At 31.5% G+C, this 26,247-nt stretch carries 29 protein-coding genes, 1 tRNA gene and 1 pseudogene; 25 read left to right on the plus strand and 6 right to left on the minus strand.

Annotated features, from left to right (window positions below):
• From ACJBCC_RS05235 to ACJBCC_RS05250, 4 genes and pseudogenes are all read left to right on the plus strand, one after another.
• Window positions 1-204: pseudogene (locus ACJBCC_RS05235) on the plus strand (TetR/AcrR family transcriptional regulator); the annotation flags it as partial.
• A 64-nt stretch (window positions 205-268) separates the two neighbouring features.
• Complete coding sequence (locus tag ACJBCC_RS05240; protein ID WP_299102239.1) at window positions 269-1,015, plus strand: SDR family NAD(P)-dependent oxidoreductase; 747 nt, start codon at window positions 269-271, stop codon at window positions 1,013-1,015.
• A 105-nt stretch (window positions 1,016-1,120) separates the two neighbouring features.
• Window positions 1,121-2,101 carry an alpha/beta fold hydrolase gene (locus ACJBCC_RS05245; protein WP_299102238.1) on the plus strand — a complete coding sequence of 327 codons (981 nt, stop codon included), beginning with the start codon at window positions 1,121-1,123 and terminating at the stop codon, window positions 2,099-2,101.
• 9 nt (window positions 2,102-2,110) lie between these two features.
• Window positions 2,111-3,076 (plus strand): alpha/beta fold hydrolase, encoded by a 966-nt coding sequence (locus ACJBCC_RS05250; RefSeq protein ID WP_299102237.1) that lies wholly within the window; start codon window positions 2,111-2,113, stop codon window positions 3,074-3,076.
• A gap of 208 nt (window positions 3,077-3,284) precedes the next feature.
• Here the strand turns inward: ACJBCC_RS05250 and ACJBCC_RS05255 are convergent, their stop codons facing one another.
• The gene (locus ACJBCC_RS05255; protein ID WP_299102236.1) at window positions 3,285-4,853 is read right to left on the minus strand and encodes a hypothetical protein; all 1,569 of its coding nucleotides are present in this window, start codon (window positions 4,851-4,853) and stop codon (window positions 3,285-3,287) included.
• Window positions 4,854-5,210: 357 nt separating this feature from the next.
• Between ACJBCC_RS05255 and trxA the strand changes: the two genes are divergently transcribed.
• From trxA to ACJBCC_RS05290, 7 genes are all read left to right on the plus strand, one after another.
• Window positions 5,211-5,528: a thioredoxin gene (gene trxA, locus ACJBCC_RS05260; protein ID WP_179004445.1), complete on the plus strand. Its 318-nt coding sequence runs from the start codon at window positions 5,211-5,213 to the stop codon at window positions 5,526-5,528.
• Window positions 5,529-5,607: 79 nt separating this feature from the next.
• Window positions 5,608-6,537: a DUF58 domain-containing protein gene (locus tag ACJBCC_RS05265; RefSeq protein ID WP_299102235.1), complete on the plus strand. Its 930-nt coding sequence runs from the start codon at window positions 5,608-5,610 to the stop codon at window positions 6,535-6,537.
• A gap of 210 nt (window positions 6,538-6,747) precedes the next feature.
• Window positions 6,748-6,821 (plus strand) — tRNA-Asp (locus tag ACJBCC_RS05270).
• Window positions 6,822-7,123: 302 nt separating this feature from the next.
• Window positions 7,124-7,441, plus strand: coding sequence for a hypothetical protein (locus ACJBCC_RS05275; protein WP_299102234.1), 318 nt, complete (start codon window positions 7,124-7,126; stop codon window positions 7,439-7,441).
• 640 nt (window positions 7,442-8,081) lie between these two features.
• A complete protein-coding gene (locus tag ACJBCC_RS05280) occupies window positions 8,082-8,258 on the plus strand; it encodes a hypothetical protein (protein ID WP_299102233.1) in 177 nt (58 codons plus the stop codon).
• 148 nt (window positions 8,259-8,406) lie between these two features.
• Window positions 8,407-10,425: a tetratricopeptide repeat-containing sensor histidine kinase gene (locus tag ACJBCC_RS05285; protein WP_299102232.1), complete on the plus strand. Its 2,019-nt coding sequence runs from the start codon at window positions 8,407-8,409 to the stop codon at window positions 10,423-10,425.
• A gap of 3 nt (window positions 10,426-10,428) precedes the next feature.
• A complete protein-coding gene (locus tag ACJBCC_RS05290; protein ID WP_299102231.1) occupies window positions 10,429-11,097 on the plus strand; it encodes a response regulator in 669 nt (222 codons plus the stop codon).
• 229 nt (window positions 11,098-11,326) lie between these two features.
• On the opposite strand, the gene ACJBCC_RS05295 is transcribed toward ACJBCC_RS05290, so the two are convergent.
• Window positions 11,327-11,824 (minus strand): DUF456 domain-containing protein, encoded by a 498-nt coding sequence (locus ACJBCC_RS05295; protein WP_407556571.1) that lies wholly within the window; start codon window positions 11,822-11,824, stop codon window positions 11,327-11,329.
• 123 nt (window positions 11,825-11,947) lie between these two features.
• Between ACJBCC_RS05295 and ACJBCC_RS05300 the strand changes: the two genes are divergently transcribed.
• The 4 genes from ACJBCC_RS05300 to ACJBCC_RS05315 all read left to right on the plus strand — a co-directional run bounded on the left by ACJBCC_RS05300 (window position 11,948) and on the right by ACJBCC_RS05315 (window position 16,446).
• Window positions 11,948-12,307: a BlaI/MecI/CopY family transcriptional regulator gene (locus ACJBCC_RS05300; RefSeq protein WP_407556572.1), complete on the plus strand. Its 360-nt coding sequence runs from the start codon at window positions 11,948-11,950 to the stop codon at window positions 12,305-12,307.
• A 2-nt stretch (window positions 12,308-12,309) separates the two neighbouring features.
• Window positions 12,310-14,712 (plus strand): energy transducer TonB, encoded by a 2,403-nt coding sequence (locus ACJBCC_RS05305; RefSeq protein WP_407556573.1) that lies wholly within the window; start codon window positions 12,310-12,312, stop codon window positions 14,710-14,712.
• Between the two features lie 11 nt (window positions 14,713-14,723).
• On the plus strand, window positions 14,724-15,854 hold the full coding sequence (locus tag ACJBCC_RS05310) for a tetratricopeptide repeat protein (RefSeq protein ID WP_407556574.1): 1,131 nt from the start codon (window positions 14,724-14,726) through the stop codon (window positions 15,852-15,854).
• Between the two features lie 115 nt (window positions 15,855-15,969).
• The gene (locus ACJBCC_RS05315; RefSeq protein ID WP_407556575.1) at window positions 15,970-16,446 is read left to right on the plus strand and encodes a hypothetical protein; all 477 of its coding nucleotides are present in this window, start codon (window positions 15,970-15,972) and stop codon (window positions 16,444-16,446) included.
• A 15-nt stretch (window positions 16,447-16,461) separates the two neighbouring features.
• Here the strand turns inward: ACJBCC_RS05315 and ACJBCC_RS05320 are convergent, their stop codons facing one another.
• Genes ACJBCC_RS05320 through ACJBCC_RS05335 form a run of 4 tightly spaced genes read right to left on the minus strand, consistent with a single transcriptional unit; the run spans window position 16,462 to window position 20,207 of the window.
• Complete coding sequence (locus tag ACJBCC_RS05320) at window positions 16,462-17,199, minus strand: Bax inhibitor-1/YccA family protein (protein WP_299102225.1); 738 nt, start codon at window positions 17,197-17,199, stop codon at window positions 16,462-16,464.
• A gap of 3 nt (window positions 17,200-17,202) precedes the next feature.
• Window positions 17,203-18,063 carry a hypothetical protein gene (locus ACJBCC_RS05325; protein WP_299102224.1) on the minus strand — a complete coding sequence of 287 codons (861 nt, stop codon included), beginning with the start codon at window positions 18,061-18,063 and terminating at the stop codon, window positions 17,203-17,205.
• Between the two features lie 51 nt (window positions 18,064-18,114).
• Window positions 18,115-19,251: a glycosyltransferase gene (locus ACJBCC_RS05330; protein WP_407556576.1), complete on the minus strand. Its 1,137-nt coding sequence runs from the start codon at window positions 19,249-19,251 to the stop codon at window positions 18,115-18,117.
• Entirely contained in the window at window positions 19,245-20,207 is a 963-nt protein-coding gene (locus ACJBCC_RS05335; protein ID WP_407556577.1) for a lysylphosphatidylglycerol synthase domain-containing protein, read from the minus strand. Before ACJBCC_RS05335 ends, ACJBCC_RS05330 begins: the two co-directional genes overlap by 7 nt.
• 39 nt (window positions 20,208-20,246) lie before the next feature.
• Here ACJBCC_RS05335 and ACJBCC_RS05340 point away from each other — a divergent pair, with 39 nt between their 5' ends.
• The 10 genes from ACJBCC_RS05340 (at window position 20,247) to ACJBCC_RS05385 (ending at window position 26,245) form a co-directional block, all read left to right on the plus strand.
• Entirely contained in the window at window positions 20,247-20,885 is a 639-nt protein-coding gene (locus ACJBCC_RS05340; RefSeq protein ID WP_407556578.1) for a cell envelope biogenesis protein OmpA, read from the plus strand.
• A 12-nt stretch (window positions 20,886-20,897) separates the two neighbouring features.
• On the plus strand, window positions 20,898-21,452 hold the full coding sequence (gene ruvC / locus ACJBCC_RS05345) for a crossover junction endodeoxyribonuclease RuvC (protein WP_299102220.1): 555 nt from the start codon (window positions 20,898-20,900) through the stop codon (window positions 21,450-21,452).
• 43 nt (window positions 21,453-21,495) lie between these two features.
• Window positions 21,496-21,861: a hypothetical protein gene (locus tag ACJBCC_RS05350; RefSeq protein WP_299102219.1), complete on the plus strand. Its 366-nt coding sequence runs from the start codon at window positions 21,496-21,498 to the stop codon at window positions 21,859-21,861.
• Window positions 21,862-21,867: 6 nt separating this feature from the next.
• A complete protein-coding gene (gene hemW, locus ACJBCC_RS05355) occupies window positions 21,868-22,995 on the plus strand; it encodes a radical SAM family heme chaperone HemW (protein ID WP_407556579.1) in 1,128 nt (375 codons plus the stop codon).
• Window positions 22,996-22,997: 2 nt separating this feature from the next.
• The gene (locus tag ACJBCC_RS05360; protein ID WP_407556580.1) at window positions 22,998-23,747 is read left to right on the plus strand and encodes a cyclase family protein; all 750 of its coding nucleotides are present in this window, start codon (window positions 22,998-23,000) and stop codon (window positions 23,745-23,747) included.
• Window positions 23,748-23,815: 68 nt separating this feature from the next.
• The gene (locus ACJBCC_RS05365) at window positions 23,816-24,427 is read left to right on the plus strand and encodes a DUF4230 domain-containing protein (protein ID WP_299102216.1); all 612 of its coding nucleotides are present in this window, start codon (window positions 23,816-23,818) and stop codon (window positions 24,425-24,427) included.
• The gene (locus ACJBCC_RS05370; RefSeq protein ID WP_299102215.1) at window positions 24,424-24,822 is read left to right on the plus strand and encodes a GNAT family N-acetyltransferase; all 399 of its coding nucleotides are present in this window, start codon (window positions 24,424-24,426) and stop codon (window positions 24,820-24,822) included. The genes ACJBCC_RS05365 and ACJBCC_RS05370 overlap by 4 nt, the downstream gene beginning before the upstream one ends.
• On the plus strand, window positions 24,822-25,181 hold the full coding sequence (locus ACJBCC_RS05375) for an MmcQ/YjbR family DNA-binding protein (protein WP_407556581.1): 360 nt from the start codon (window positions 24,822-24,824) through the stop codon (window positions 25,179-25,181). Before ACJBCC_RS05370 ends, ACJBCC_RS05375 begins: the two co-directional genes overlap by 1 nt.
• 145 nt (window positions 25,182-25,326) lie before the next feature.
• Window positions 25,327-25,701 (plus strand): hypothetical protein, encoded by a 375-nt coding sequence (locus tag ACJBCC_RS05380; RefSeq protein WP_407556582.1) that lies wholly within the window; start codon window positions 25,327-25,329, stop codon window positions 25,699-25,701.
• Between the two features lie 133 nt (window positions 25,702-25,834).
• On the plus strand, window positions 25,835-26,245 hold the full coding sequence (locus ACJBCC_RS05385) for a response regulator (protein WP_299102212.1): 411 nt from the start codon (window positions 25,835-25,837) through the stop codon (window positions 26,243-26,245).
• The last annotated feature ends 2 nt before the right edge of the window (window positions 26,246-26,247 follow it).

Consider the following 26,247-nt stretch of genomic DNA (forward strand, 5'->3'; position numbering starts at 1 on the left):
ATTCAATCTCAAAAAAACGATTTTATAGTACTTATTGCTAAACTGATTACGAATAATTTAGAAACCGTTAAAAGCGCGCAAGTCAATTCTCTAGCTAGGCAAATTTATTTACTGTACGAAAGTGCAGTAGGAGAGAGCCACCTACATCAAGAAGACTGGCCTATTGTGGAGTCTAAAAATTTATGTGAAAAAATAATAACCTAAAAAAATTTACACAAACAAAGACAGACTTGTCTGTCTAATTTTAACACTTAAATAAAAAAATAAAATGAAAGAATTTGAAAACAAAGTTGCCTTAGTTATAGGCGGAACAAGTGGAATAGGTGCAGCAACGACAAATGCACTTTTAGAAGGAGGAGCAACTGTACATATTGTAGGTAGAAATACAGCAAAAGTGGCTGATGCACCAAACCTGGTAAAACATACGGCCAATATTTCTAATACCACAGACGTCGATGCTTTAGTGGCTGAAATAGATGGCTTAGATAATTTAGACTACTTAGTAAACGCATCGGGAATTTTTGGCCCTAAGCCATTCTTAGATCATACGATGGAAGATTACAATTCGTATTTAGATTTAAACAGAGGTTTTTTCTTCTTAACCCAAAGTGCGGCTAAAAAAATGAAAGCCACCAAAGGTGGATCTATCGTTAATGTAGGATCCATGTGGGCAAAACAAGCGGTAAAAGCGACGCCGTCATCTGCATATTCTATGCAAAAAGCAGGTTTACATTCTCTAACACAGCATTTAGCGATGGAGTTGGCCGAGGATAACATTCGTGTTAATGCGGTGTCTCCAGCTTTAGTAAACACACCAGTTTATCATGGCGTTTTTGGTGGTGAAGCAGCAGCTAAAGAAGCTTTAGTTGGCTTTAACGGTTTTCATCCTATAGGTCGTTTTGGAGAGTCTGAGGATATTGCGCATAGCATTGTCTTTTTATTATCAGATAAAGCCGCTTGGGTAACAGGTGCTATTTGGGATACCGATGGTGGTGTTATGGCTGGAAGAAACTAAAAACTAAAAATTATAAGTAAAGAGCCATAACTACAGTTGCTTTGGTTATGGCTTTTCTGTATTACAAGTGTCACAAAATCTTGATGCATTAAATAAAATTTAACTATGAAAAAGTTCTTATTAATAGGGAGTCTATTGTTACTGTTTGTCTCGTGTAATGACCAAGACGTTGTAAAAGAGAATTCTTTGTCTCAAGGTTCAACAACAATAGAAACTAGCAAAACAGCACCTGTAAAATACAAATCATTAGAGGTTAATGGTGTCACTATCGCTTATAGAGAAGCTGGTAATCCTAAAAACCCAACCATTGTGTTATTACATGGTTTTCCGGCATCCTCTTATCAATACCGTAAAGTATTGGCACAACTTTCTGATGCGTATCACTTAATAGCACCGGACTATCCTGGTTTTGGTAATAGTGATTTTCCCGATGCTAATACTTTTAAGTATACTTTTGATCATATAGCTGAAACAATCGATGCCTTTTTGGAGCAGTTACATGTGAATTCTTATGCGATAATGATTCAAGATTATGGCGCGCCAATTGGATTTCGTTTAGCGACTGACCATCCCGAGCGTATTACGGCTATAATTAATCAAAATGGTAATGCTTATGAGGAAGGTTTAGGAGAAGCTTGGGCTGGTATTAGAGCACTTTGGAAAGACAGAACTAAAGCTAATGAAGACGCCCTGTTATCTGCTTTTTCTTTAGAAGGTTTAAAATGGCAATACACACATGGTGTAAGAGATATTGAGACTGTAGATCCTGATGCTTATAACTTAGATTACTTGAGATTGTCTAGACCCAATGCACATGCTGTAAATTTAGATTTGTTTTACGATTATCAGAATAACGTAAAATTGTATCCCAAGTGGCAACAATATTTAAGAGATCACCAACCGCCATTACTAATTGTTTGGGGCAAAAATGATGCGTTTTTTCCTGAAAGTGGTGCTAAAGCCTTTAAGAAAGACGTAGAAGATATTGATTATAATATATATGATACAGGCCATTTTGCATTAGAAGAAGAAGGGGATGCAATTATTGAAAAGATTAGATCTTTTATGAACGCTCAAATGAAATAGAATTTAAGAATGAAACATTTATTAATACTTATTACGGTTTGTTTAAATTTTTATGGTTGTGAGACGACTACTAAAACAACTGAAAAACACTATTTTTTACCACCTGCAACCACCTATAATAATGTAGACATCGATGGCGTAAAATTATTTTATAGAGCGGCAGGCGATAAGAGCAATCCAACCATCGTATTATTACATGGTTATCCGTCCTCGTCGCATTCATATAGAAACCTTATTCCAATGTTAGCAACACATTATTATGTGATTGCACCCGATAATTTGGGTTCGGGTTATAGTACGCATTTAGATCCGACCACAACGACCTATACGTTTGATTTATTAGCCGATTATACCCAAAAATTAATCGACACCTTACAAATTGACACGTACGTAATGTATATGCAAGATTTTGGTGCTCCTGTAGGTTATAGAATGATGATGAAAAATCCCAAACGCATAGAAGCCTTAATTGTACAGAATGCCAATGCCTATTTAGATGGTTTAACACCACAGCGACAGGTTTTTTTTAGAACCGCACAAACCGATAGCTCACAAGTGAAGCACGATTTCTTATACAGTTTAACAGGAAAGGAGGCTATAATTAACAAGCAATACTTATTTGATTTAGACAGTACGAATATCAATATACAAAGTCCGGATGCATGGACACACGATTTGGCATTTCTGAGTTCTGAGAAAGATAGAGAAATTCAGGTGCAGCTGTTTCAGGATTATAATACCAACTTAATCCGTTACCCAAAATGGCAAAAGATGTTGAAAACCCATCAGCCTAAAATCTTAATTGCTTGGGGGAAAAAGGATTTGAAATTCAATTATAAAGGAGCGGAAGCTTATTTAAGAGATGTGCCAGATGCCGAAATACACTTGCTAGATGCCGGTCATTTTGCTGCAGAGGAAAAGACTCGAGATATCGCCAAACTTATTTTAGAATTTTTATCTAAACATGGTATATAATAGTCAATTAATATAGTAGTGTTGTTTTATTTAAAGTCTGTTGGCAACATTTTTTTACATCTGTACATGAATAAAAAAGATACATTGCATTACCCGACTCCTGAAATGAGCCCAAAAGTAAAATAGCTGAATTAGTTTTAATTAAAGTTGAAAAGTATCTATAGATGCTTAGCCTAGATTACTTTGTCGTAATAAAATAATAATTGAACTATTTGGTAAAAGCTAATTCTTGGCAGAATTTGATTAAGTCTTCGGCATTGTTTTTAAAAACTTTGTTATTTACTTTTTTAATCAATTCGGCGTTTCCTTTAGCCAATCTCTCAAGGTTCTTGGTAAAGCTAAAAATATAAGATTTTGATAACGTAGATGTTCCGGTTTCACTATCTGGTAATACAATTACAGGTTCTTCATTATAAAAAAGATATAGATTTATTTTATCAGACTCAACTAATACTTTACAAAGTTTTTCTTGTGTAGTATTGAGAGGATCTTGGTTTCCTGTTGTCTCTTCAAAATTTATATTTTTATAATGTGTACCATCGATAAACAAGACCTCATTTAATTCTTTGGCGCTTCTTATTTCAGTTCCAATTGGTGTGCCATTATCAGCATATCTTACCGTATTAATTTTATAGGCAATATTCTTAATGTCTTTAGTGTCCATTTCTACTAGAGTGGTATCGCTAGTTTTAGTGACGATGTAGGCTTTAATTAATTCTAAGCTTAATGTAGAGCTGTTTTCAGGTTGTTCTACAATTGGTTCTGCCACTATATTACTTAAGTCTTCAGTAAGTACATCAAAGTGTCTTGTATTAGTTTGGTTGGCATTAAATCGTTCTATTAATTCATTTGCTATACGAATTAAATATTTACCATCAGATTTATCGTAGTCATTATCAATTAATTTTTGAGCATACAGTTTGGTATCTTCTGGCATGTCTAAATAGTAATACATTTTAGCAATGTTATAATAACTGGCATATCTCATTTTTACCTCTTTCTTTTTGGTGCCAGTATATTTAGGTACTAAACTATTAAAGTAGTCTATAATAGGTGCTAATTCGTTTTTTAAGTTGTCTACAGATTCGTCAGATCTCATTTTAGAGAAAGCTGCTTTCATCGATTCAAAAGCTTCCATGTGCTTACCATATTCTGGATGTTTCTTTTTGCCTAAAATCCAGAAATGTTCACTTTTTTTATTTATAATTTGATAACCATAAATATTATTTAAATTACTATTAATTGTATTGAGTATAAGTTTTTGGTGTTGAGAATTATGGGTGTTTCTCAAATTACTACGATTGTTATTGTAATAGTTTTGCGCGGCTTTATAGGTTGAAAACTTTTTACTTTGATAATTATCTTTTTCGGAAAAATCATTTTGATAATCATTTTCAATATTTTCTGAATTACTAACAGAAATGCTGGCAGATGAAGTGTAAGTAACGTGTACTTTGTAAGAATAGGTAGTAGAAATAACGTTACCATCATCGTCTTTTTTTTCGTGTTTGGTCTTTTTTATTTCAACTTCTCCAACGTTTGTGCCATTAAAACGGTAGTTGATATCTAATGTTCCGTTTTCATTTACTCTAGAAAAGCCAGATAACGCAATTGCTCTTTTATTCGTTGAGAAAGTTCTTTTGAGATCATCTAAAATAGGATGTGTAGGGAGTTTTACATAAGATACATTGAAGTATTCTCTGTCTAGATTTGCACTTTGAGAAAATGCAAAAGTATAAGTGAAAATAATAAAAATTAGAGTAATTGTGTTTTTCATAAGTAGGTGGTCAATTTGTTTCTTATGCAACAAATATATATAAATATTTGAGTGCTTAAATGAACATTTTCAGGTAGTAATGTGATGGTTACGTTTAAATTGTGAAAATTAATCATCTATCGAGTAGATTTAAAGAATTATACTTGTTGATTACATAAGATGCTTCCTAATTGTTTAATTGACATCTATGATTAAATTTAGAAAGTATGTTTAAATTTGATAAGCCTAGAAAATACATGTATAGTCAAATCCTATACAGCCATTGTAAGGTTTGACAAATATTTTGACTAATTTTGTAGTTCCATTGGTAGAGCAATGGTAAAAAAACGAAGTAGAATATTATAAAAAATAAATATTATGGCATTAGAAATAACAGATGCAAATTTTGAAGAAACAGTTTTAAAAAGTGAGAAGCCAGTAATGGTTGATTTCTGGGCTGCTTGGTGTGGACCATGTCGTATGGTAGGACCAATCATTGATGAGATCAGTACAGAATACGATGGTAAAGCTGTAGTTGGTAAAGTAGATGTAGATGCTAACCAAGAATTTGCAGCAAAATATGGTGTAAGAAACATACCAACGGTTTTAATTTTTCAAAACGGAGAAGTTGTTGGTCGCCAAGTTGGTGTTGCACCTAAAAATGCATATTCAGACGCAATTGACGCATTATTATAGTCTGAAATTAAAATAAGTTTCTAAAAGAAATGATAAAAGGTTTGCCTATATGGTGAACCTTTTTTAGTTTCGGTAACGAATGGATTTACAACAAGAACTCAACAAAACAGGAGGTTTTAAAAACCTAGAATTATTGGCAAAGCAAGTTGTAGAAGGCTTCATTGCTGGTATGCATAAAAGTCCGTTTCATGGATTCTCTGCGGAGTTTGCTGAGCATAAGGTTTACAATCCAGGAGAAAGCACAAAACATATTGATTGGAAATTATACGCAAGAACCGATCGATTATACACCAAACGCTACGATGAGGAAACAAATTTGCGTTGCCACATTATTTTAGATAATAGTAGTTCAATGCACTATCCGGAATCTGCTGGTGCCACAATTGAAAACCTTAATAAAATTGCATTTTCAGCCTTAGCGAGTGCATCGCTAATGCATATTTTAAAAAAACAACGCGATGCAGTTGGCTTAAGTATATATAGTGATAAGTATGATTTTTATTCTCCAGAAAAAGGGAGTGAACGTCATCACCAGATGTTAATGCATAAATTAGACGATGCTGTAAAGTCTAAGCCTGATACAAAAACGACCGAAACATATAGATACTTGCATCAGATTGCTGAAAAAATGCACCGAAGATCGTTGATATTTATATTTACGGATATGTTTCAAACATCCGAGGATGATGAGAAACTGTTTGAAGCCTTAAGGCATTTAAAACATAATAAGCATGAAGTCGTATTATTTCATGTGTATGATAATGAAAAAGAAGTAGCCTTTGATTTTGATAATAGGCCAAAGCGTTTTATTGACGTAGAAACAGGTGATTATATAAATTTATACGCAGATAACGTAAAAATAAATTATGAAAAAGCTGTAAAAGAATACTTTACAGACTTAAAGATTAAGTGTGGACAATACCGCATAAAGTATGTAGAAGCCGATATAAATGCAGGTTTTGATAACATACTTACTACATATATGATAGAACGTCAAAAATTCGTTTAGCTAACCAATTTAGTATTATGATTTATCTCAATTTGCTCACTTATTGTGATATAATACAGAATATGAAAGGAAAATGACTTTTATTAAAGTGCTAATTATTAGTGTTTTAGTTTAAAAGGGGATTATAATGTAGAATCAATTTTTATTTTTTCAGTTTTTTATTTGTCAAATTAAAAATGCAGTGTATATTTGCACTCGCAATTAAGCAACGGTCTGGTAGTTCAGTTGGTTAGAATGTCGCCCTGTCACGGCGAAGGTCGCGGGTTCGAGTCCCGTCCAGACCGCTAAAATTGCAAAATAAAGCTTCAAGAAATTGAGGCTTTTTTTAAGCAATATAACGATGTTGTGTTGTTCTCAGAGGAATCTGAGAAGTAGTTTACCAAAGTAATTTGGTATTCCAATGAGAAGCTTTCCTTTCTTTCTGAATAAGAAGATTGGGATGCTTTTTTGTTTTTTAGCAAGTCTATTTCTGTTAATATGTCTAAAAATCAACAAGTTAGTTCTAAAAATACGTAGTTCTACGTATATCTTTTATGATATTTTGGTTGTAATTTTATCTGGTGTAACCAATTAATTCAAGAATATCATGGCAAGAATAATCGCAGTAGGTAATGTTAAGTCTGATGGAACTATTTATAGTTCAACTCCTGGAATTACAATAAACACTAGAGATGTTTATGATGGTAATATGTATAAGGTGGAATTACCACGAGGTTTGGTTCTACACAATGACTATACCATTCAACTTACACAAGAGTTGGTAGATGATGGCGATCAAGACCATTATTTTACAGCCATTGGTTATCTTTTTAGAACCAAGAGAGATTTTCAAGTAGGAATTATAAGAGGAAATAATGGGCAGTATATTAAAGGAAATTGGAGTTTCACGCTGCTAGATCTTTAACAAACTCTTATCTCTATTCATTTTTTACAATTATTTGGTAGAATTAAGGGGTCTAGTTACTTGTTATGAATTAATTCTAAAAATAATTGTAAAAAATTAAATTTTTAAAACACTGATTTTCAAAATGTTTAATAGAAATTGTATGAATGATTACTTTTTATAACTTATAACATGTGACGCCTTTTATATCTGAGTGTCTTATAAGTGCTATTAATCGTTAGGGAAAATTGGATTACAAGAAATTGTAGTCCTTTTTTATTTTCTATAGTTTTTAGCTTATTTATCTCAATTCGTCTTAATTTTTAAGCATGACTTAATCATCTATTAATCAGCGCTTTGCAGGTTTGTTGTTTGTTTTTTGTCGTTATAAAAACGTTGTTTATCGATGATTTATTAGGATATTATAAAAATACTTCTATCTTTGTCGTCCTTCTTAAGACCTCAAATCGCTTATAAAGGAAAAGTTTAGTCCATTTTACTAGTTAGGCATTAACTTGTCTAGAAAACTTCCCTCGTTTTTAATTTAGTATAGTTTTAGGTATTGCCTAGAGCAGTTAATAATCCATTCCCTTCCCTCTATGTATCGCTTTGCGTTACAAATTTTGAAATTGAATAAACGTTAACCCTAAATTAAATACTTATGAAAACCCTTAAAATTACTTTTGCTTTAGCTGCTGTTTTATTATTAACTGTATCTGGAGTGCAATCTGATGGTGTTGTTGCTACAACTGCTGAGAACGATGAAATTAAGCAACCAACTAAGATTGAATTATTAGCTCACGTAAAAACAAAGCTAAAGAAGCCAAACAATGGTTAATTAGTAAATATAATATGGAATAAAAAGTCCTCATCATTATGATGAGGACTTTTTTTGTTTGTTATTTTTAGTTTAGTAGAAAAAGAAAATATTTTATTTTAACTTTGAGAGACATATTAAAATCCGGATATTGAGATTAAGTGTTTTAATGATTCTACTATTATTGTTTTTCGTTACGTATAGTAGCGCTCAAACAACAGCTAATAAAACCTTATCAGATAGTGTTTTTGAATTAATAAGAAATTCTAAAAACAAAAATATTTCAGAAGAGGGTAGGTTCACTTTTGCGAAAAAGGCTAATTCTCTTGCAAAGAAAATTAGTGATGATTCTCTTTCTTTAATAACAAATAGAAATATTCTTAGTTTCTATTTTGACAATGATCCAAACGCGTACATTCAAACTAACCATAGGATTCTTAAACTATCTAAATCTTTAAACGATTCTCTTTCTCTTGGTAATGCAAATTATGCACTTGGTTATTCATACCATGTACAGCAGTTAAATGATAGTGCCTACTATTATTATTCAACAGCAGTTAAAGTTTTTGATGGGTTAAATGATAATGAACAACTTTCTTATAGTTTAGGTAGCTTATCAGCATTACAATTTGAAAGTAAAGATTACTATGGAGCTGAGGAAAATACGGTTAGAGCGATTAAAGCTTTAGATAATGTAGAGGAAACTAACGATATTCTAGATCAAAAATGGATCTTAAATACTAATTTAGGAAGCATAGCAGGTTCATTAAAAAATTATGATAAATCATTAGAGTATCATGAAGAAGCCTTAGTTACGGCAAATCGTATGGATGAGGATTTTAACAATGGCATATATAGTTTAAATAACATTGCATTCGTCAAAAGAGAACAAGGGTATTTTGAAGAAGCGAAAAATATTTTTGCCGATGTTTTGCAGAGTAAAGACTTACAACAAGAGGATCCTTCTTTTTATGCTCTAATACTAGAGAATTTGGCTTATACAACTTACTTAACAGGTTCTTATACTGAAGAAAATGTAATTGCACTTTTTGAGCAATCCAATAAAATAACCGATAGTATTAATGATAGAATTACAAGAACAGGTGCAGCTGTTAGCATGTCTAAATTTTATAAAGGTATTGGCGACACTAAAAAGGCCAAAATTTATGCAAAAGTGGCGTACGATTTAGCTAAAGAAACAGAGTCTAATGAAATTTATTTAGAGTCAATGAAAATTCTTTCTAAATTAGATAAAGGTGAGGAAGGGAAAAATTACCTATATGAGTATATAAGGGTAAGCGATAGCTTATTGCAAGTAGAACGAAACGTTAGAAACAAATTCGCAAGGATTGAGCTAGAAACAGACCAGTTAGAAGCAGAAAACGAGCAAATTTCACAAGAAAATGTATATCTCATCTTTATATCCTTAGGTTTATTTGTTACCGCTGTTTTAACTTATCTATTTATTTCTCAGCGTGCCAAAAACAGAAAATTAAAACTGATTCAAGTTCAGCAAAAGGCAAATGAAGATATTTATAATTTAATGCTTGGTCAACAAGATAAAGTTGATGAAGCACGTGCTAAAGAAAAAATTAGAGTGTCTAAAGAATTACACGATGGTGTTTTAGGAGGACTTTTTGGCGTAAGACTAAGTTTAGATAGTATAAATTTTAACGAAGGAAAAGAAGCGATGATGACTAGGGCAAAATATATAAGTCAGCTTCAAACTATAGAACAAGATATTAGAAAGATATCTCACGATCTTAGTGTAGATTTTGAATCTGGATCTAGTTTTATGGATATAGTTTCAGAACTTATTGACACCCAGGCACAAGCCTATAATATAGAAAAAGAATTCATTTATACTGACACTATAAGTTGGGAGTTGGTGCCAAATAAAACTAAAATAAATATTTATAGAATTATTCAAGAGTGCATGCAGAACATCTATAAACATGCCAATGCAAATATCATAAAAATTAGTATTTCACTAGAAAAAGAGTTAATTTGCTTAGATATCATTGATGATGGCGAGGGCTTTGATACTACTAAAAGTAAAAAAGGTATCGGATTAAAAAACATGAAGTCTCGAGTTGAGGATTTTAGTGGTGAAATCAATTGGTCTTCCCAATCTGGTAATGGTACAACAGTTAACGTTAAGATTCCCTATTTAAATCAATCAGAATAACTTATGAATCACATCAGCATTTTAATGGTAGACGATCACCCAATCATTATTGAGGGATACCAAAATGTATTAATGGCTACAAAGCATGACGATCAAGAACTACACGTAGAAACTGCAAATAATTGTGATGAAGCTGTTGCAATGATAGAAAGAGCTTCAAAGAAATATCCATATAATGTCTGTTTTTTTGATATAAGTCTTCCTGGATCTAAAGACGGAAAATATGCCTCCGGAGAAGATTTAGCTTTATTGGCAAAAGAATTAATGCCAAGAGCAAAAATTGTAATTCTAACGATGTTTAATGAAACTTTTAGAATACATAATATAATTAAAGAAATAGATCCTGATGGCTTTTTAATTAAAAGCGATCTTACCTCAATGGAATTAGCTGATGGTTTTCAGCAAATCATAAAATCACCTCCTTATTACAGTTCTACAGTTAGTAATTACCTCAAGCAAACTATTTCTAGTGATATATATGTAGACGATATTAACAGAAAAATTTTACATTTATTATCTCAAGGTATAAAAACTAAAAACCTATCTGAGTACATAAGTATTTCAAAAAGTGCTATCGAAAAGCGAAAAAAACACCTCAAATTATTATTTGGAATAGAGGATGGAAAAGACGAATCTTTGTTAAAAGAAGCTCGAGAAAAAGGTTATTTATAGTAATTGTGGTGTTTTTTAGTGAAAAATATAAGCTTGAAACTACTGTAAAATAAAGAAAGTACGGTTTTACCACAACAAGTTTGCGGTTTTACCACAGCAAAAAAAGAATTCACTTACATATATTTACCGCATCAACAAGAATTAATTGATCCCTCATTAAGTATTTGTTGAATTAATAGCAAGAAGATTAAACCTAGTTACAATTATGTAGCTAGGTTTTTTTATTTATTTAATACCAAGCTGTATTATGTTGTGATAACTTCACGATAAAAAAACCTAGGTAAATAATTGCAACAACAAATTTCATAAATGTTGAAGCAATGAATCCTAAAAATGATCCAAAAGCTGCTTTTAATGCTTTATCAATATCGTTCCTATGAATCATTTCACCTATAAGTGCGCCAATAAAAGGACCAATTATAATTCCGAAAGGTATAGGTGATAAGATACCTATAATTAAACCTAGAGTTGTACCAATCATTCCTGCTTTGCTTCCTCCAAAACGTTTAGTGCCAATGGCAGGTATAATATAATCTAGTATATATATAAAGATGGCAAACACTAATGTAGCGATTAAAAAGGTCTGACTCATTTCTACACCATCTGTAAAGTGAAGTACTAATAGGCCAGCCCAACTAGTAAGAGGTCCTGGTAAAATGGGTAAAAAGCTACCAATGATTCCCAAAATGATTAAAAGTAGTGCAACAAGTACCAAAAAAATTTCCATAAAAATGTATTAATAATATTCATTAGTAAGACGCAAAAAGTAGACCAAAGTTACAGTTTTGTAACTAAAAAATTAGTTTGAACTAAATATTTAGTTATATTTGAAAAAAATAAACATCAAAATATGAAGCAGTTAACAAAGGCAGAAGAGGAAATAATGCAAGCCTTATGGCAGTTGCAAATGGCAAATGTTAAAACAATTATTGATACGCTTCCAGAACCAAAACCAGCTTACAATACAGTCTCTACAATTGTAAGAATATTAGAAAGTAAAGGTTTTGTAGATTATGAAAAACGAGGTAAAGGTCATGTGTACTTTCCTTTGGTGGCTAAGGAATCGTATAGTAATCAATCTATAAATAAGTTAGTAGATAATTATTTCCAAGGCTCTTTTCAAAGTATGGTTTCGTTTTTTGTGAAAAAGAATGATGTAGACATAAAAGACATTGAAACTTTATTAAATGAAATTAATAAAAACAATTAATTATGCTACATACTATTCTACAAATTGTCGCTTTTCAGGCGTTGTTTTTATTAGTTTATGATGCTTTTCTTAAGCGAGAAACCTTTTTTAATTACAATAGAGCTTACTTAATTGTAACCTCAATTTTGTCATTGGTTTTACCATTTTTGAAGTTTCCAGAATTAAAAACAATGACCACTAAAGATGTAGTAATACATCTTCCAGAAGTATTTATTGGTGTAAAAACACCAACATCTTATGATATTCAAATTGCAGAACAAGTAGGCATAGTTATAGAGCAACCTCAGACACCAATTTGGCAGATCGTTGTAGTTTCTGGTATCGTAGTTAGCGCTTTTATTTTTCTGATAAAACTCACGAAAATATATTGGTTAAAGCATAAAAACCCAAAACGTTGGAATGGCAACATCCTCATCGTAAACTTAATAAAAAGCAGTGCGGCCTTTTCTTTTTTCAATACCATATTTTTAGGTGATCACATTTCTGAAACCGAAAAACCTACCATTTATCAACACGAGTTGGTACATATTAAAGAATATCATACCATAGATTTATTATTTTTTGAGTTGCTAAGAATCGTTTTTTGGTTTAACCCTTTATTGTATATCTACCAAAATAGAATAAAAGAATTACACGAATATATTGCAGATGCCAAAGCTGTAAAGCAAACGGGAAAATCAGAATATTATACCAGTTTGCTCAATCAAGTATTAGACGTTCATCATGTCTCATTTACCAATACTTTTTTCAACAAATCATTAATCAAAAAACGAATTACCATGTTACAAAAATCAAAATCTAAACAACTTCATTTAATTAAATATGCCGTATTAATTCCTATGGTATTTGCAATGTTGATTTATACCTCTACAGAAGTTAGAGCACAGAAAACTAACTCAATAAATCAAGAGCAGGTTCAAGAATTAACTGATGCAGAATTAATTAAAAAGTATTATGATGAATATGTAGCCATGGAGAAAAAAGGCTCAACATTTTTTGAAATTTCAGATTATGCAGGATTTGGTAGTTATGACAAAATGAAATATTTAAGTTCAAGAACTGAATTCTTAAAGTTGAAGGCTTATTTGGAATATATAGCTGATGGAATATTAAAAAGTAAATCAAATAAAGGCACCTTAACGCAAAAGGACATTGAGACCACTGACCTTATGAGAATGTCAAAATTTGAAACCTATAATGACTATAAGGCTTTCAAAAACACAAAAGAAGCGAAAGAACGTTGGGTAGCTAATGCCGATGATGGTATTTTAAGACTATTTGTAGAAGAAATAGGTAATCACACATCAAAGGAAAAAAAGCTTTTAGATGACTTATTAAAACAATTAGAAAAAGGAGATTATGAAAAAATAGTAATGACTGATGGTCAGTCAACATTTATAATTGAAGATTACCAAAGTCCTATAGCACATAAGGAAGAAATAGAAGAAATGGAAGTGCCTTTTTCAGTCGTAGATGAAACACCAACGACAGTAGATTGTAAAGATTTAGAAAGCAATTCAGATAGAAAAAACTGTATGAATATGTTTGTAAATAAGCACATAGCTAAAAAATTTAATACAAGTATTGGAGATAGTTTAACGGCTGGTAAAAAGCGCATTTTTGTACAGTTTAAAATAGGTAAAGATGGTATTGTAAAGGATATAAAAGCAAGAGGGCCAAGTAAAGCATTAGAAGTAGAGGCAAAACGTGTTATTGCAACGTTGCCACAGTTTATTCCTGGCAAACAAAAAGGGAAAGCGGTTATAGTACCTTTTTCAATACCTATTGTTTTTCAAGTGGAAGGCAATGATAAAATCACTCAAGAAACCAAAACCTATAAAGAGCTTGTTGCCAAGAGAGACCGAATTTTACAAAGCTCAGATGAAAACAATCCGGTTGTAACGCAACTAAATAAACAGATCTCAGAATTAGAGCAAAATTTAGATCGTAACATGGATAGTTTATATCTAGAAATTTTAAGAAAGCGTGAAGAAAAATTGATTGAAAGAAGCTTAAAAGATGGCTCTGTAGATATTCCTTTTAGTGAGGTAGAAATCGCTCCAATGCATCCAGATTGTGATGCTATAGCTTTAGAAGAAGACAAGAAAAGCTGTTTTGCAGCAGCCATCAATAAACATGTTGGACAGAATTTTAATATGCAAATAGCAGATTCTTTGGGTTTATCTGGTGGTAAAAAGCGTATATACACCTACTTTACTATCGGTAGAAATGGAGAGGTTGATCACATAGTAGCTAAAGGTCCACATCCAAAATTAGAAGAAGAAACCGTAAGAGTTTTGAAGTTACTGCCTCAATTTAAGCCAGGAAAACAAGATGGCAATTCGGTTGATGTGCGCTATTCTTTACCAATTGTTTTTCAAATCCATGATACTAAAAAAGATTAATTAAGTTACGTATGAGATTACTTGGGTTTCTATTCAGTCTGGTTATTACGTTTAGTGTTCATGCACAAAACCAAAAAGTCAAAGCCGATCATTTATATGCAAGCGGAAATTTTTCTAAGGCTATTGAGATTTACAAATCGTTAGATAATTTAGATGATGTTTATGATGAAATCGCTAAAGCATACATGGCTATTGGAAACTATGGTGAGGCCTTAAAATATTACGAGAAAGCAAACATAGCTAATAATGATAATTTACTAATTCAGTATGAATACGCTAAACTTTTAACTAAAACTAAAAAGTATGATCTTGCTAATGTGATGTTTTTAAGTTTAATAGAATCAGATAGTGTTAATCCCAATTATTACTATGAATTAGGAGTTGTTTTAGAAAAGCAAAAAGATACAACAGCGCTGCGGCAATTTATAAAAACGTACGACTTAGATGGTACACACCAAAAAGCAATCTTTAAAATTGCTAAGCATCATTTGCGAAAGCGAAATTTCACAGACGTTCATAGTTATGTGGACAGAGGCCTTGATAGTTATGAAAATAATGTAGAACTTATTAGTTTAAAAGCTCAAACGTACTATCATCAAGAGTTTTATACACATGCAATAGTTTGGTTTAAAAAACTGTTAGCATTAGGAGAGAAATCAGAATTTATTCACGAAAAATTAAGTCTTTCTTATAGCCATAATTCCGATTACGAGGATGCTATTTATCATAGAAAACAAGCTTTGAAATATAATCCTTACGATGCCAATGCTATGTATGTCATTGGCACATATTATGAAAGTTTAAAGCAATTTGAAGACGCTGAAGATTACGTTAAAAAATCATTGTTTATCCAAGATCAGCCACTTGATAAAGAATATCAGAAGCTCGGAACACTGCTAAATAGACAGAAGAAATACGAAGACGCTATAAAAGCTTTTCAGAAGTCCTTAAAAGAAGATCCTACTAATCCTATGGTTGAGTTTTATATCTTGAGAACAAAAGATGAGTATTATGCAGATTTAGATAGTAAAATTAAACTCTACGAGCAATTTATAGCTAAGCATAAAAAAAGTTATTTTATAGAATATGCTCAAAATCGATTGCAAGAGTTGAAACGCGAAAAACTCTTAGAGGAAAATTAATTTAGATCTTATTAATTAGGCAAAGATAGTTGTCTAAGTTATTGATTCTAAAAGCGAAGCGATCAAGCACGTTTTAAATAAAATATTCGTACTTTTCGGCTTCAGAATTCTATAAATGAACCGAATAGTTTGTCTTTTAATCTTACTTTTTGCAACCTCTTGCAATTACTTTGAAAAGAAGAAAGTTTATCCTGAAGATTTACTTGAGGAGGAACTACAAACGTTTAATTGGAATGAAGTAGACACTTATCCAACCTTTGAAGGCTGTGACTCTTTAACCGAAAAGGAAGAAAGTAAAGTTTGTTTTCAGCATACTTTAATATCAAGTGTAAATAAGTTTTTGGCAGAACAGAATATTATCGTTGCAAATGATGTTTTTGATACTATAAAGCTTAATATTATTATAGATAAACAAGGCGATTTAGTAATTGAATCGATGAAGATTCATCCAGAAACCGTTATTGAAATTCCAGAAATTGACAGCCTTTTACGTCAAAGCTTAGAAAGTATTCCAAAAATATATCCTGCGATAAAAAGAGGTCAACAAGTTACAACGGCCTTTGAGTTACCTGTAATTGTTCAGATTAATTAATGTAGAGAGCTGTTCTTAAAATCGGATAGCGAATTTTTGCATTAGTCGTAACACTTCAATATACAACCATATTAAAGTTGCTAAAAGTCCCCAAGTTGCAATCCATTCCTTATATTTTGGTGCTTTGTTTTTATAACGTTCTATGTAATCAAAGTCTAATAGTAATGCAAACGAGGCAACGATGGCGGCCAATATATTAAAAGCAATTGCAAACCAAGATGTTCCCCAAATATAATTCTTGATGCTAAAAAAACTGAGGATCCAAGACACTAAATACACCACCATGATGCTTACAGTTGCAGTAATTACTACACTTTTTAGTTTTTTAGTAACAACTATAATTCTAAGCTGATATAAGAGTAACATTACAAAGAAGGTAACTATAGTAACACCAATGGCTTGGTAAGGCAATTCAGGGTAATGACGATGTGCGTATGCAGAAAAACCGCCAAGAAAACAACCTTTAGCTACAACATAAAGCGGCACCAAAAAAGGCGACCAATGTTGTCTTACGGAAATGAGTACACTGATAATTGCAGCTGCTAGCATACCTCCTAAAGTATACCATTGCATAGAAACACCAGTTTCATTTAGTTTCCATAAATAAGTTGTGATACCAGCAATAATTAAAATTCCGAAAATAGATTTAAAAAAAATACCAAAAACGGTCATTTTTTTGGTCGTAGATTTTCTGTCATCCCAGAAATAACGATTAAAAATTGGATTAGAAGTTTTAAAATTGCGTAAAGACATTCATTATAAATTAAACTTATATCCTAATGAAAAATCGGTAGAAAAGTTACCTTGATTTTTTATGAATATACCAAATAATTCACCGTAAGCTAGAGTAATATAGCCATTTTTTCCAACTTTAATATCAGAACCAATTCCAAAAATAAAAGGCGCATCAAATGAGGTTGCACTATTGTCAACGTCATTATTATCAGCATCTTTAAGAGTAGAATCAAAAATATTTACTGTGACTAGTTTTACCTGACCATAAATAGAATAGTTTGACTTATTAATTATTCTATAGCGATAACCTAAAGAAAATTCAGTGGTGCTGTAATCAAATTCATCGGTTTCAAATACTTGGCGTGCTTGTAAAAAGCCAGAATGCCTTGGTAATGAATCAGCTTCAAAAAATTCTAATTCTCCACCTAAGAGAAAACCCATCGCGTTTTCAGAATTTTCAACAAAAGGACTATTTGTTAAGCCACCAAATACACCTAATCTAAAAGCCATTTTAGCTTTTTTCACAGTTGCATTATAAGATTTGTCTTCAGAGACATTATAAGAATCTACATAAGACTTAATGTCGTAAAGTCTAAAATTTAGAGATTCTGTAGTTTTACCATTGGTAAGCTTACTTAAAGTTGTTTTGTATTCTGCACGATAATTTTTGTCATCACCTTTGGTGTTTTTTAGTTCTGTAATAGAATTATTCTTCTTTACAAAGTACCTAAAATTACCATTTTTGCTCGTCCAGAGTAATCCTATTTTACCTTCAATTTCGGTGTTTAACTCCAATGATTCGCCTTTAATTGTGTAGTTGTCTTGGCTGTAGTTAAATTGAAAAGTAAAACACAATAGTATAAATAAGTATAAAGTCTTCATGCGTAATAAGATTTGGTTACGGTAAAACTATATGAAATATTTTATGTGACGTTATTTTTTCGATGTTCTACCTTTCCAACGGTATGATTTAAAGAATGATAGGATGAAAACACCAATATTAAAGACAGGATAAAGTAGGCTAGAAATAATATAAGAAAGTAAAAGAGTTTCTTGTTTAAAGAATCGAGCTGTTTTAAATACTAACAAAAAGTCAATACTAAACTTAATTACAAATAAGGCAAGGGCTACATTTATTGGTATAAGCCCAAACAAAGCAGTAGGTAAAAAAGCTAAACATATTAAATTGCTGAGAATAACAATTGAACCAATGAGTTTGGGTGTCCATTGCTTTAAATGACTCGTTTTAGCAGCCCATCGAATACGTTGGTTTATTAATATTTTGAAGTTTTCTGCAGGACGAGTAGTAACTATAGCTTTCTTACATTTTAAATATTGGACTTTCTTTTTATTGCTTTTTACTAATTTTTCGAGGAGAAAAACATCATCTCCACTGGCTATACTGTCATTACCCTCAAAACCATTAAGATTTTTAAATTCTGCTTTCAGATACGCAAAGTTTGCGCCATTACATAACATTGGTTTACGGATCCCAAAACTACCAATAGTTACGCCTTGTAAGCTTAAAAAATCTAAGGTCTGAAAGCGATTAAAAAATGAGGTTTCTCCCTTATAGATTACTGGCGCAACAATACATTTTGGTTGGTTAAGTTGAATGTATTCATCAAAACTATCTAACCAATATTTTGGTAGAATACAGTCGGCATCTGTAGTTAAAATCCATTCGTTTTTAGCTATGGCAATGCCTGAGGTAATTGCATCTTTTTTTGGTGCATTAGAACTTCTTTGATTATCTATAATTTGAAGATTTAAATCCAAAAATGGTTTTTTAGACATCATTTTCTCAATAATTTCTACTGAATTGTCTTCAGATTGATCGTTAACTAAAATAACCTCAAAATAGGAGCGTGAGTAATTTAATTGATTTAAAGATTTTAATAATACTTCTAGGTTTTTGGCTTCATTTCTAAAGGGAATAATAACAGAAAATCTTGTTTTAGCTGGTAAATCTTGAAGCTTAAATTCATCCACCTTGTCAAATCCTAAAATAAGAACACCAATAACTAGTAAGTAACAAATAGTAATTACAATAAAAAGTAAAGTTAGCATTGTGTAACAGGTTTTGGAAGTTTAAAATTAAGCACAAAATAACTCCCAATAAGACTTGGGAATACAAAATTGAGAAACCACATTAAGGTGGTTATTGATAAAATGGTCAATTCATCAATGCCAAGGTAACTAAACAAATAAACGGCAATACTACCTTTAACAATAACATCAAAAAGGGCTATTGTTGGGATGATTGAAGATAATAAATAGAAACAAGAGATAACAATCATAGCGTCTGTATAGATGATATCTACTCCGAAAATTCGTAATAAAACGAAAAACTGAAATGAGAAAATCGCATAACGAAATAGAGACAATAATAAAGTTATGCTCTTCGTTTTTATAGCAATTGATTTGGTAAATGCTACTATGGTAGCCATTGAAAATCCTTTTATTTTAAAACGTTTTTGCTTTATACCTAAAAAGGTAAACAAAATCACGATTATAAAGACTAGAGCGATTTTAGCGATTTTAAAATAATTAAGGTCAATATTATAGCGATTAGTGAAAAGCAAAAAGCCAATAGAGCCAGCTATCATCGTGATAAACATTTGGGACAAATTACCAATGAGATTTAGTAGTATAATTTTAGTTTTTAAGGGTTTTAGGTAGTACATAGCTTTAGCGCCATAATCGCCAATTCGGTTAGGTGTTATTAATGATGTTGTAAGCGCTGAAAAACTTTGAACAAAAGCAGAATTAAAGGAAATAGAATTTATTGTTTTAACTAAATGTTGCCATTTTAAAATTTCGAAAAACCAATTAAAAGTGCTTAAAATGATTAAAAAAAGTATGTTTTTTATCGAAAAAACACTGCTTTTGTTTAAAAATGAGAGAAAATCAACAAATTTTAAATTCTCATTATCAGTAATTTTAGAATAAATAAAATAAAATGCACCAACTACAATGCTCAATTTAATAAGTACAAAGAAGAATTGTTTAGTTTTGTAATGCATTGTAACATTCATACTGCAAATAAAATCAAAAACTTAGAGATGCAATACAATTTTAAACAATACCTTTTCTTTTTTACGCTTGTAATTATAACCTTTAGTAGTGAGGCACAGTTAAGAGATACGGCAAAGTGGAAAGCACTTTTTGCTGTAGGTATTAATTACCCAACAACAGATGGTTTTGTAACTGGATCTTATGCGCAGTCTGTAAATTTTCCGACAGTAAATTTAGGTGTTCAGCATATGTTTAAATCGGCATATGGTGTAAAGTTAGACTATGGTTTTAATCGTTTTAAAAATCATAAAGACACTCCGGAATTTAAATTAAATTATTCAAGAATTAATGCACAATTTGTATATGATCCTTCAAACTTTATTGGGTTTTTACCATCAAGATTACGAACCGTTTTGCATGCAGGACCAGGAATTACATTTGCAAAGCCTTTAGGGACTTTAAAAGAAAATAAACAGACATTTTTAAATCTACTTGGCGGTCTAGAAATTCATTATGCGATAAACGAAAAGGTTTCACTTTTTACAGATATTGCTTATATCTATGGTGTAACGTCATTAGATGTTTATGATCCTGCTTTAAATGGTCTTGGTGCTTTTAATGGTAGTGTTTTTAACCTTACCTTTGGGTTGGCAGTGTCACTTAGTGGTTGTCAATTTTGCGACTAAGCAATAGAATACATGAGCGAAGAAAAAATAATTTTAGGCATTGATCCTGGTACAACAATTATGGGTTTTGGACTCATAAAAGTGGTGGGCAAAAAAATGGAATTTTTGCAGCTCAATGAGCTTATGCTTAAAAAATATGACGATCATTATCTAAAGCTGAAACTCATTTTTGAACGTACAGTAGAATTAATTGATACGTATCATCCAGATGAAATAGCAATTGAAGCACCATTCTTTGGGAAAAACGTACAAAGTATGCTTAAGTTGGGACGAGCACAAGGTGTTGCTATGGCAGCAGGTTTATCTCGCGAAGTACCAATTACGGAATATGCTCCTAAAAAAATTAAAATGGCAATTACCGGAAACGGAAATGCCAGTAAAGAGCAAGTGGCTAAAATGTTACAAAGCATGTTAGGACTAAAAACCATACCAAAAAATCTAGATTCTATGGATGGTTTGGCTGCTGCGGTTTGTCATTTTTATAATCAAGGTAGAGTAGAAGTTGGTAAAAGTTATTCAGGTTGGGCATCTTTTGTTAAGCAGAATGAAGGACGCGTAAAAAAGTAAACTGATTTGTCATTTCTGCGAACGCAAAAATCTATACTACTAAATGAAATACATAATTATATTATTAGTTTTTAGCTTATCACTCTTGTCCTACAGTCAAGGGCAAGTGGAATTAAATGATATAGCACATGAAGACTGGTATCAATCTCAAAAAATTAAAGATTCCTTAGTAATAGCGTTGTTGCAAGTTAATGAATCAGATTCTACATTTATTTCAGCATTTAAAAACACAGAGAAACTTTGGGATAATTTTGTAGAAGAACAATTTAATCTAAAGTTCCCTGAATACGAATCTTGGGAAACCAGACGAGCAATTTATGGAAGCCAATTTGATATGCTTTATTATCAATTTTTAAAACAGTATTGCGATTTAAGAATTGCTACCTTGTATAATTTGTTTGAAGAATAAAACTAAATGGCAGGCATCTACATTCACATACCATTTTGCAAACAAGCATGTCATTATTGCGATTTTCATTTTTCAACATCATTGAAGAAAAAAGATGAACTCATAAATGCTTTATCTAAAGAAATAGAACTTAGAAAAACCGAGTTTAAAAACACAACCGTTGAAACCATTTATTTTGGAGGCGGAACCCCTTCATTATTAACCAATGAGGAGTTGCAATTTTTAATTGATTCGGTTTATAACAACTATCAAGTTTCAGAAAATCCAGAAATTACACTAGAAGCAAATCCGGATGATTTAACTGTAGATAGAATCATTAAATTATCTAAAAGTAAAATCAATCGTTTATCCATTGGTATTCAATCTTTTTTTGAAGCCGATTTAAAACTGATGAATCGCGCACACAATGCAACCGAAGCAAAAGCCTGTTTAGAAGAAGCTACAAAGTATTTTAACAATATTTCTTTAGACTTAATTTATGGCATTCCTGGTGCGTCAAATGCACAATGGTTACAAAATATAGAAATGGCATTGAGTTTTGGTGTGCCTCATATTTCGAGTTATGCGCTAACCGTTGAGCCTAAAACGGCTTTAGCCTCTTTTATAGAAAAAGGTGTTATAGAAGATGTAAATGATGAGCAAGCACACGAACAATTTCATATTTTAAAAGATAAGTTAGAGGCTTCAGGTTTTGTACATTATGAGTTGTCTAACTTTGGTAAAGATGGATTTTTTAGTAAAAACAATACAGCATATTGGCAAGGGAAATCTTATTTAGGTATTGGTCCTTCGGCACATTCTTTTAATGGCACGCAACGTGGTTGGAATGTGAGAAACAATTCAAAATATATAAGAGCATTAGAATTAAATGTACTTCCAATAGAAATTGAAACCTTAACCCAAACCGACCAATATAACGAGTATATAATGACAGGTTTAAGGACTATTTGGGGCGTTTCAATACAAAAAGTAGAAAATGACTTTGGTTTAGACTACAAAGATTATTTAATTGAGCAGTCTGAAATTTTTATAAATCAACAATTATTGTATATTGATGATGCACATATTCGAGTCACAAAAAAAGGACAATTTTTAAGTGATGGTATTGCATCAGAATTATTTAAAATCAACTAAACGTGTTAACAACCATACAATACAATTCAAGAAAATTAAAAATAGATTTATCGCAACCTTTAGATATATCCATACCACTAAAAGGAGATGTTTCTAATGTAAACGCATGGTATATTGGACCACCTAAGATTGAGCCCGAAGTTATAGATGGCGATACTATTAGTGTAGAAAAAGGTGCTGTGGTCAATTTTAATACCATTAACTTTAATCCACATTCTCATGGCACGCATACAGAAACAGTTGGCCACATAACAGAAAAAGTCTATTCTATAAATAAACATTTAACTCAGTTTTTCTTTCTAGCAGAAGTGATAACGGTTGCGCCAGAAAAATTAGGAGATGACTATGTGATTTCTAAAAAGCAATTGCAATTTGCATTAGGTAATAAAAAACGAGAAGCGGTTGTAATAAGAACGATGCCAAATACACGCGATAAATTATCGCGTCAGTACTCTAACACCAATCCAACCTATTTAAAAGTCGAAGCTGCGGAATATCTTAAATCTAAAGGTGTAAAACATTTACTTATAGATTTACCAAGTGTAGATAAAGAGCAAGATGGAGGCGAGCTATTAGCCCATAATGCGTTTTGGAACACCAGCGGAAAACTGCGTTTAGATGCTACAATAACCGAGTTTATATATGTGTCTAACAAAATAGATGATGGTAACTATATACTAAATCTACAGATCGCACCTTTTGAGAATGATGCAAGCCCAAGTAAACCTATACTGTATAAAGTATTAGATTGATTGAAACTGATATGTGACTATAAAACGCACTGAGGGTCACATTATATAAGTAGAATAAAATAATTTAAATGGAAACTTTTTTTATCATCATCATTAGTATTCTTGTTACTTTAGGTATCGTTACTGTATATAAACAATGGAAAACTAAGAAGGTAGCTAGCGAGCAGTCAATTCTTATTTTAGATAAAATAAAACGCGTTTGTAAATTTATAACTGTAGAAGGCGATTTTGCAGAAATTTACCATTATGAAGACGTAAAAGAAAAATTTCTAAAATTAATTTCTAGTCGCAAAAAGGCACTGGTTGTTATAAATGCTAAAGCGCATGTTGGTTTTGATTTAGGTAAAGTACAAATGGTTTCAAACCCAAAAAATAAAACTGTTAGTTTAACACATTTTCCACAACCAGAAGTACTGTCAATAGAAAGTAATATTAATTATTACGATAAGCAAGATGGTATGTTCAATAGGTTTGAAGCGTCAGACTTAACTGATCTTCATACCAAAGCAAAAACCCATATTATGGATAAAATTCCAGAAAGTGGTTTGTATAACATAGCCAAACAAGAAGCTTTAGAAGCGATTCATCTTATAGAGAATTTGGTAGAAACCATAGGATGGAAGTTAGATTATTCTGCGCTAAAAATTGAAGCTAAAGAAATAAAGAAAATTGAGAAATGATAGAAATATCAACTCTTAAAGATCGATTACAGTTAGATGTTATTCATGGCTTTTTAACACATAGTTATTGGGCAAAAGGGAGAACCATAGAAGACGTAAAAACAACTATTGAGCACTGTCTGTGTTTTGGCGTTTATATAGATAATAAACAAATTGGCTTTGCAAGAGTAGCAACAGACTATGCTGTGTTTGCTTATATCATGGATGTGTTTATTTTACCTGAACATCGAGGAAAGGGATACGCGAAGCAGTTAATGAAGACGATAAATGAAGAATCAAAGTTAAGTCTATGCAAAGTATGGATGCTAAAGACCGCAGATGCACACAATTTGTATAAGCAGTTTGGCTATACTGAATTACAACATCCAGAGAAGGTAATGGAAAGGCTCTTATAATGAATATAGAAGACTACAGAAATTATTGTTTAAATAAAAAAGGGGTTACCGAACATTTTCCATTTGATAATGATACCCTTGTTTTCAAAGTATGTAATAAAATGTTTGCCCTCGCATCTCTAAAGCGATGGGAAAACGGTGAAGCATTTATAAACTTAAAATGCGATCCAGATTACGCGCAAGAACTAAGAGCAGAATTCGATAGTGTTAAGCCAGGTTATCATATGCATAAGAAGCTTTGGAATAGTGTTTACGTGCTTACCGGTGAGCTATCTCCAACACTAATTACAGAACTGATAGATCATTCTTATGAATTGGTAGTTAAAGGTTTACCTAAGAGATTGAGAGAACATATTTAAGCATTAATTTTAAAGACTATTGATTTTGTTCAAAGAAGCTTAGCCTCCATTCGTCTATTCAAAAAGTTGACTTACCGAAAAATGATTTTTTCGCTTAATATAACATTTAGTTTTGTCGTATAATTAATTAATATACCTCAAGACTATGACAACTTTACTAATTTATGGAACATTATTATTAGGACATTTATGCGTTTATTTCTATTTCAGAAATAACTTTAAAAGCTTCTTGAATTCTTCAAGTAAAGAGACTTTAAAAATTGAAAAACCAAAATCTTCTGAGTATTTAAGATCTGAAAATCAGTCAACAAACGCTGTAGACAATACGTTCGTTTTATTAAATAAAAGTCTTAGACAGTTAGAATTTATTTCAGAGTTTGAAATGTACTTAGAAGAAAATACTCTAAAAAATTATTCTTTAGAATTTCTTCAAGAATTTAGTAAGATAAAAATGGAAGCTCAGCTATCTACGCTAAAAACAACTAACCTTATTAACAGTCAAGTGAAAATAGCAGCATAAATTTGCTTTAGGACTAATTACCGTTCGTCGACACTTATTTGCCATCTGCCGACACTTATTTACGACTAAGCGAATGTTAAATATAGATGATGTTTAATGCAGTAATTTAGCCGAATATAAAACACAGTAATTAATGAAAACCCTTAATATTTTATTGATAGAAGATGATATGATTGAAGTAATGAAGCTAAATAGAGCTGTAACATCACTTCAATTAAATCACAAAATTACGGAAGCGAATAACGGAGAAGATGCACTTAAAATATTAGAGCAAAAAGATAATCTTCCAGATATTATTTTATTAGATTTAAACATGCCAAAAATTAATGGAATAGAATTTTTGAAAATTTTAAAATCTGATGATAGGCTAATGTATATACCAACAATTATTCTCACAACATCTAATAATCAGCGTGATTTATTAGAATGTTATAAGGTTGGTGTAGCAGGATATGTGTTAAAGCCCTTAAAATATGAAGAATATGTTTCCAAAATTGAAAAATTATTATCATATTGGAGCATAAATCAATTAATAACCACTTAGAA

This window comes from Winogradskyella sp. 4-2091, from assembly GCF_045765065.1.
Taxonomy (GTDB): Bacteria; Bacteroidota; Bacteroidia; order Flavobacteriales; family Flavobacteriaceae; genus Winogradskyella.

Coding starts and splice junctions, on each gene's coding strand:
- ACJBCC_RS05240 (WP_299102239.1), top strand. CDS start 269: ATGAAAGAATTTGAAAACAAAGTTGCCTTAGTTATAGGCGGAACAAGT.
- ACJBCC_RS05245 (WP_299102238.1), top strand. CDS start 1,121: ATGAAAAAGTTCTTATTAATAGGGAGTCTATTGTTACTGTTTGTCTCG.
- ACJBCC_RS05250 (WP_299102237.1), top strand. CDS start 2,111: ATGAAACATTTATTAATACTTATTACGGTTTGTTTAAATTTTTATGGT.
- ACJBCC_RS05255 (WP_299102236.1), bottom strand. CDS start 4,853: ATGAAAAACACAATTACTCTAATTTTTATTATTTTCACTTATACTTTT.
- trxA (WP_179004445.1), top strand. CDS start 5,211: ATGGCATTAGAAATAACAGATGCAAATTTTGAAGAAACAGTTTTAAAA.
- ACJBCC_RS05265 (WP_299102235.1), top strand. CDS start 5,608: ATGGATTTACAACAAGAACTCAACAAAACAGGAGGTTTTAAAAACCTA.
- ACJBCC_RS05275 (WP_299102234.1), top strand. CDS start 7,124: ATGGCAAGAATAATCGCAGTAGGTAATGTTAAGTCTGATGGAACTATT.
- ACJBCC_RS05280 (WP_299102233.1), top strand. CDS start 8,082: ATGAAAACCCTTAAAATTACTTTTGCTTTAGCTGCTGTTTTATTATTA.
- ACJBCC_RS05285 (WP_299102232.1), top strand. CDS start 8,407: ATGATTCTACTATTATTGTTTTTCGTTACGTATAGTAGCGCTCAAACA.
- ACJBCC_RS05290 (WP_299102231.1), top strand. CDS start 10,429: ATGAATCACATCAGCATTTTAATGGTAGACGATCACCCAATCATTATT.
- ACJBCC_RS05295 (WP_407556571.1), bottom strand. CDS start 11,824: ATGGAAATTTTTTTGGTACTTGTTGCACTACTTTTAATCATTTTGGGA.
- ACJBCC_RS05300 (WP_407556572.1), top strand. CDS start 11,948: ATGAAGCAGTTAACAAAGGCAGAAGAGGAAATAATGCAAGCCTTATGG.
- ACJBCC_RS05305 (WP_407556573.1), top strand. CDS start 12,310: ATGCTACATACTATTCTACAAATTGTCGCTTTTCAGGCGTTGTTTTTA.
- ACJBCC_RS05310 (WP_407556574.1), top strand. CDS start 14,724: ATGAGATTACTTGGGTTTCTATTCAGTCTGGTTATTACGTTTAGTGTT.
- ACJBCC_RS05315 (WP_407556575.1), top strand. CDS start 15,970: ATGAACCGAATAGTTTGTCTTTTAATCTTACTTTTTGCAACCTCTTGC.
- ACJBCC_RS05320 (WP_299102225.1), bottom strand. CDS start 17,199: ATGTCTTTACGCAATTTTAAAACTTCTAATCCAATTTTTAATCGTTAT.
- ACJBCC_RS05325 (WP_299102224.1), bottom strand. CDS start 18,063: ATGAAGACTTTATACTTATTTATACTATTGTGTTTTACTTTTCAATTT.
- ACJBCC_RS05330 (WP_407556576.1), bottom strand. CDS start 19,251: ATGCTAACTTTACTTTTTATTGTAATTACTATTTGTTACTTACTAGTT.
- ACJBCC_RS05335 (WP_407556577.1), bottom strand. CDS start 20,207: ATGCATTACAAAACTAAACAATTCTTCTTTGTACTTATTAAATTGAGC.
- ACJBCC_RS05340 (WP_407556578.1), top strand. CDS start 20,247: ATGCAATACAATTTTAAACAATACCTTTTCTTTTTTACGCTTGTAATT.
- ruvC (WP_299102220.1), top strand. CDS start 20,898: ATGAGCGAAGAAAAAATAATTTTAGGCATTGATCCTGGTACAACAATT.
- ACJBCC_RS05350 (WP_299102219.1), top strand. CDS start 21,496: ATGAAATACATAATTATATTATTAGTTTTTAGCTTATCACTCTTGTCC.
- hemW (WP_407556579.1), top strand. CDS start 21,868: ATGGCAGGCATCTACATTCACATACCATTTTGCAAACAAGCATGTCAT.
- ACJBCC_RS05365 (WP_299102216.1), top strand. CDS start 23,816: ATGGAAACTTTTTTTATCATCATCATTAGTATTCTTGTTACTTTAGGT.
- ACJBCC_RS05370 (WP_299102215.1), top strand. CDS start 24,424: ATGATAGAAATATCAACTCTTAAAGATCGATTACAGTTAGATGTTATT.
- ACJBCC_RS05375 (WP_407556581.1), top strand. CDS start 24,822: ATGAATATAGAAGACTACAGAAATTATTGTTTAAATAAAAAAGGGGTT.
- ACJBCC_RS05380 (WP_407556582.1), top strand. CDS start 25,327: ATGACAACTTTACTAATTTATGGAACATTATTATTAGGACATTTATGC.
- ACJBCC_RS05385 (WP_299102212.1), top strand. CDS start 25,835: ATGAAAACCCTTAATATTTTATTGATAGAAGATGATATGATTGAAGTA.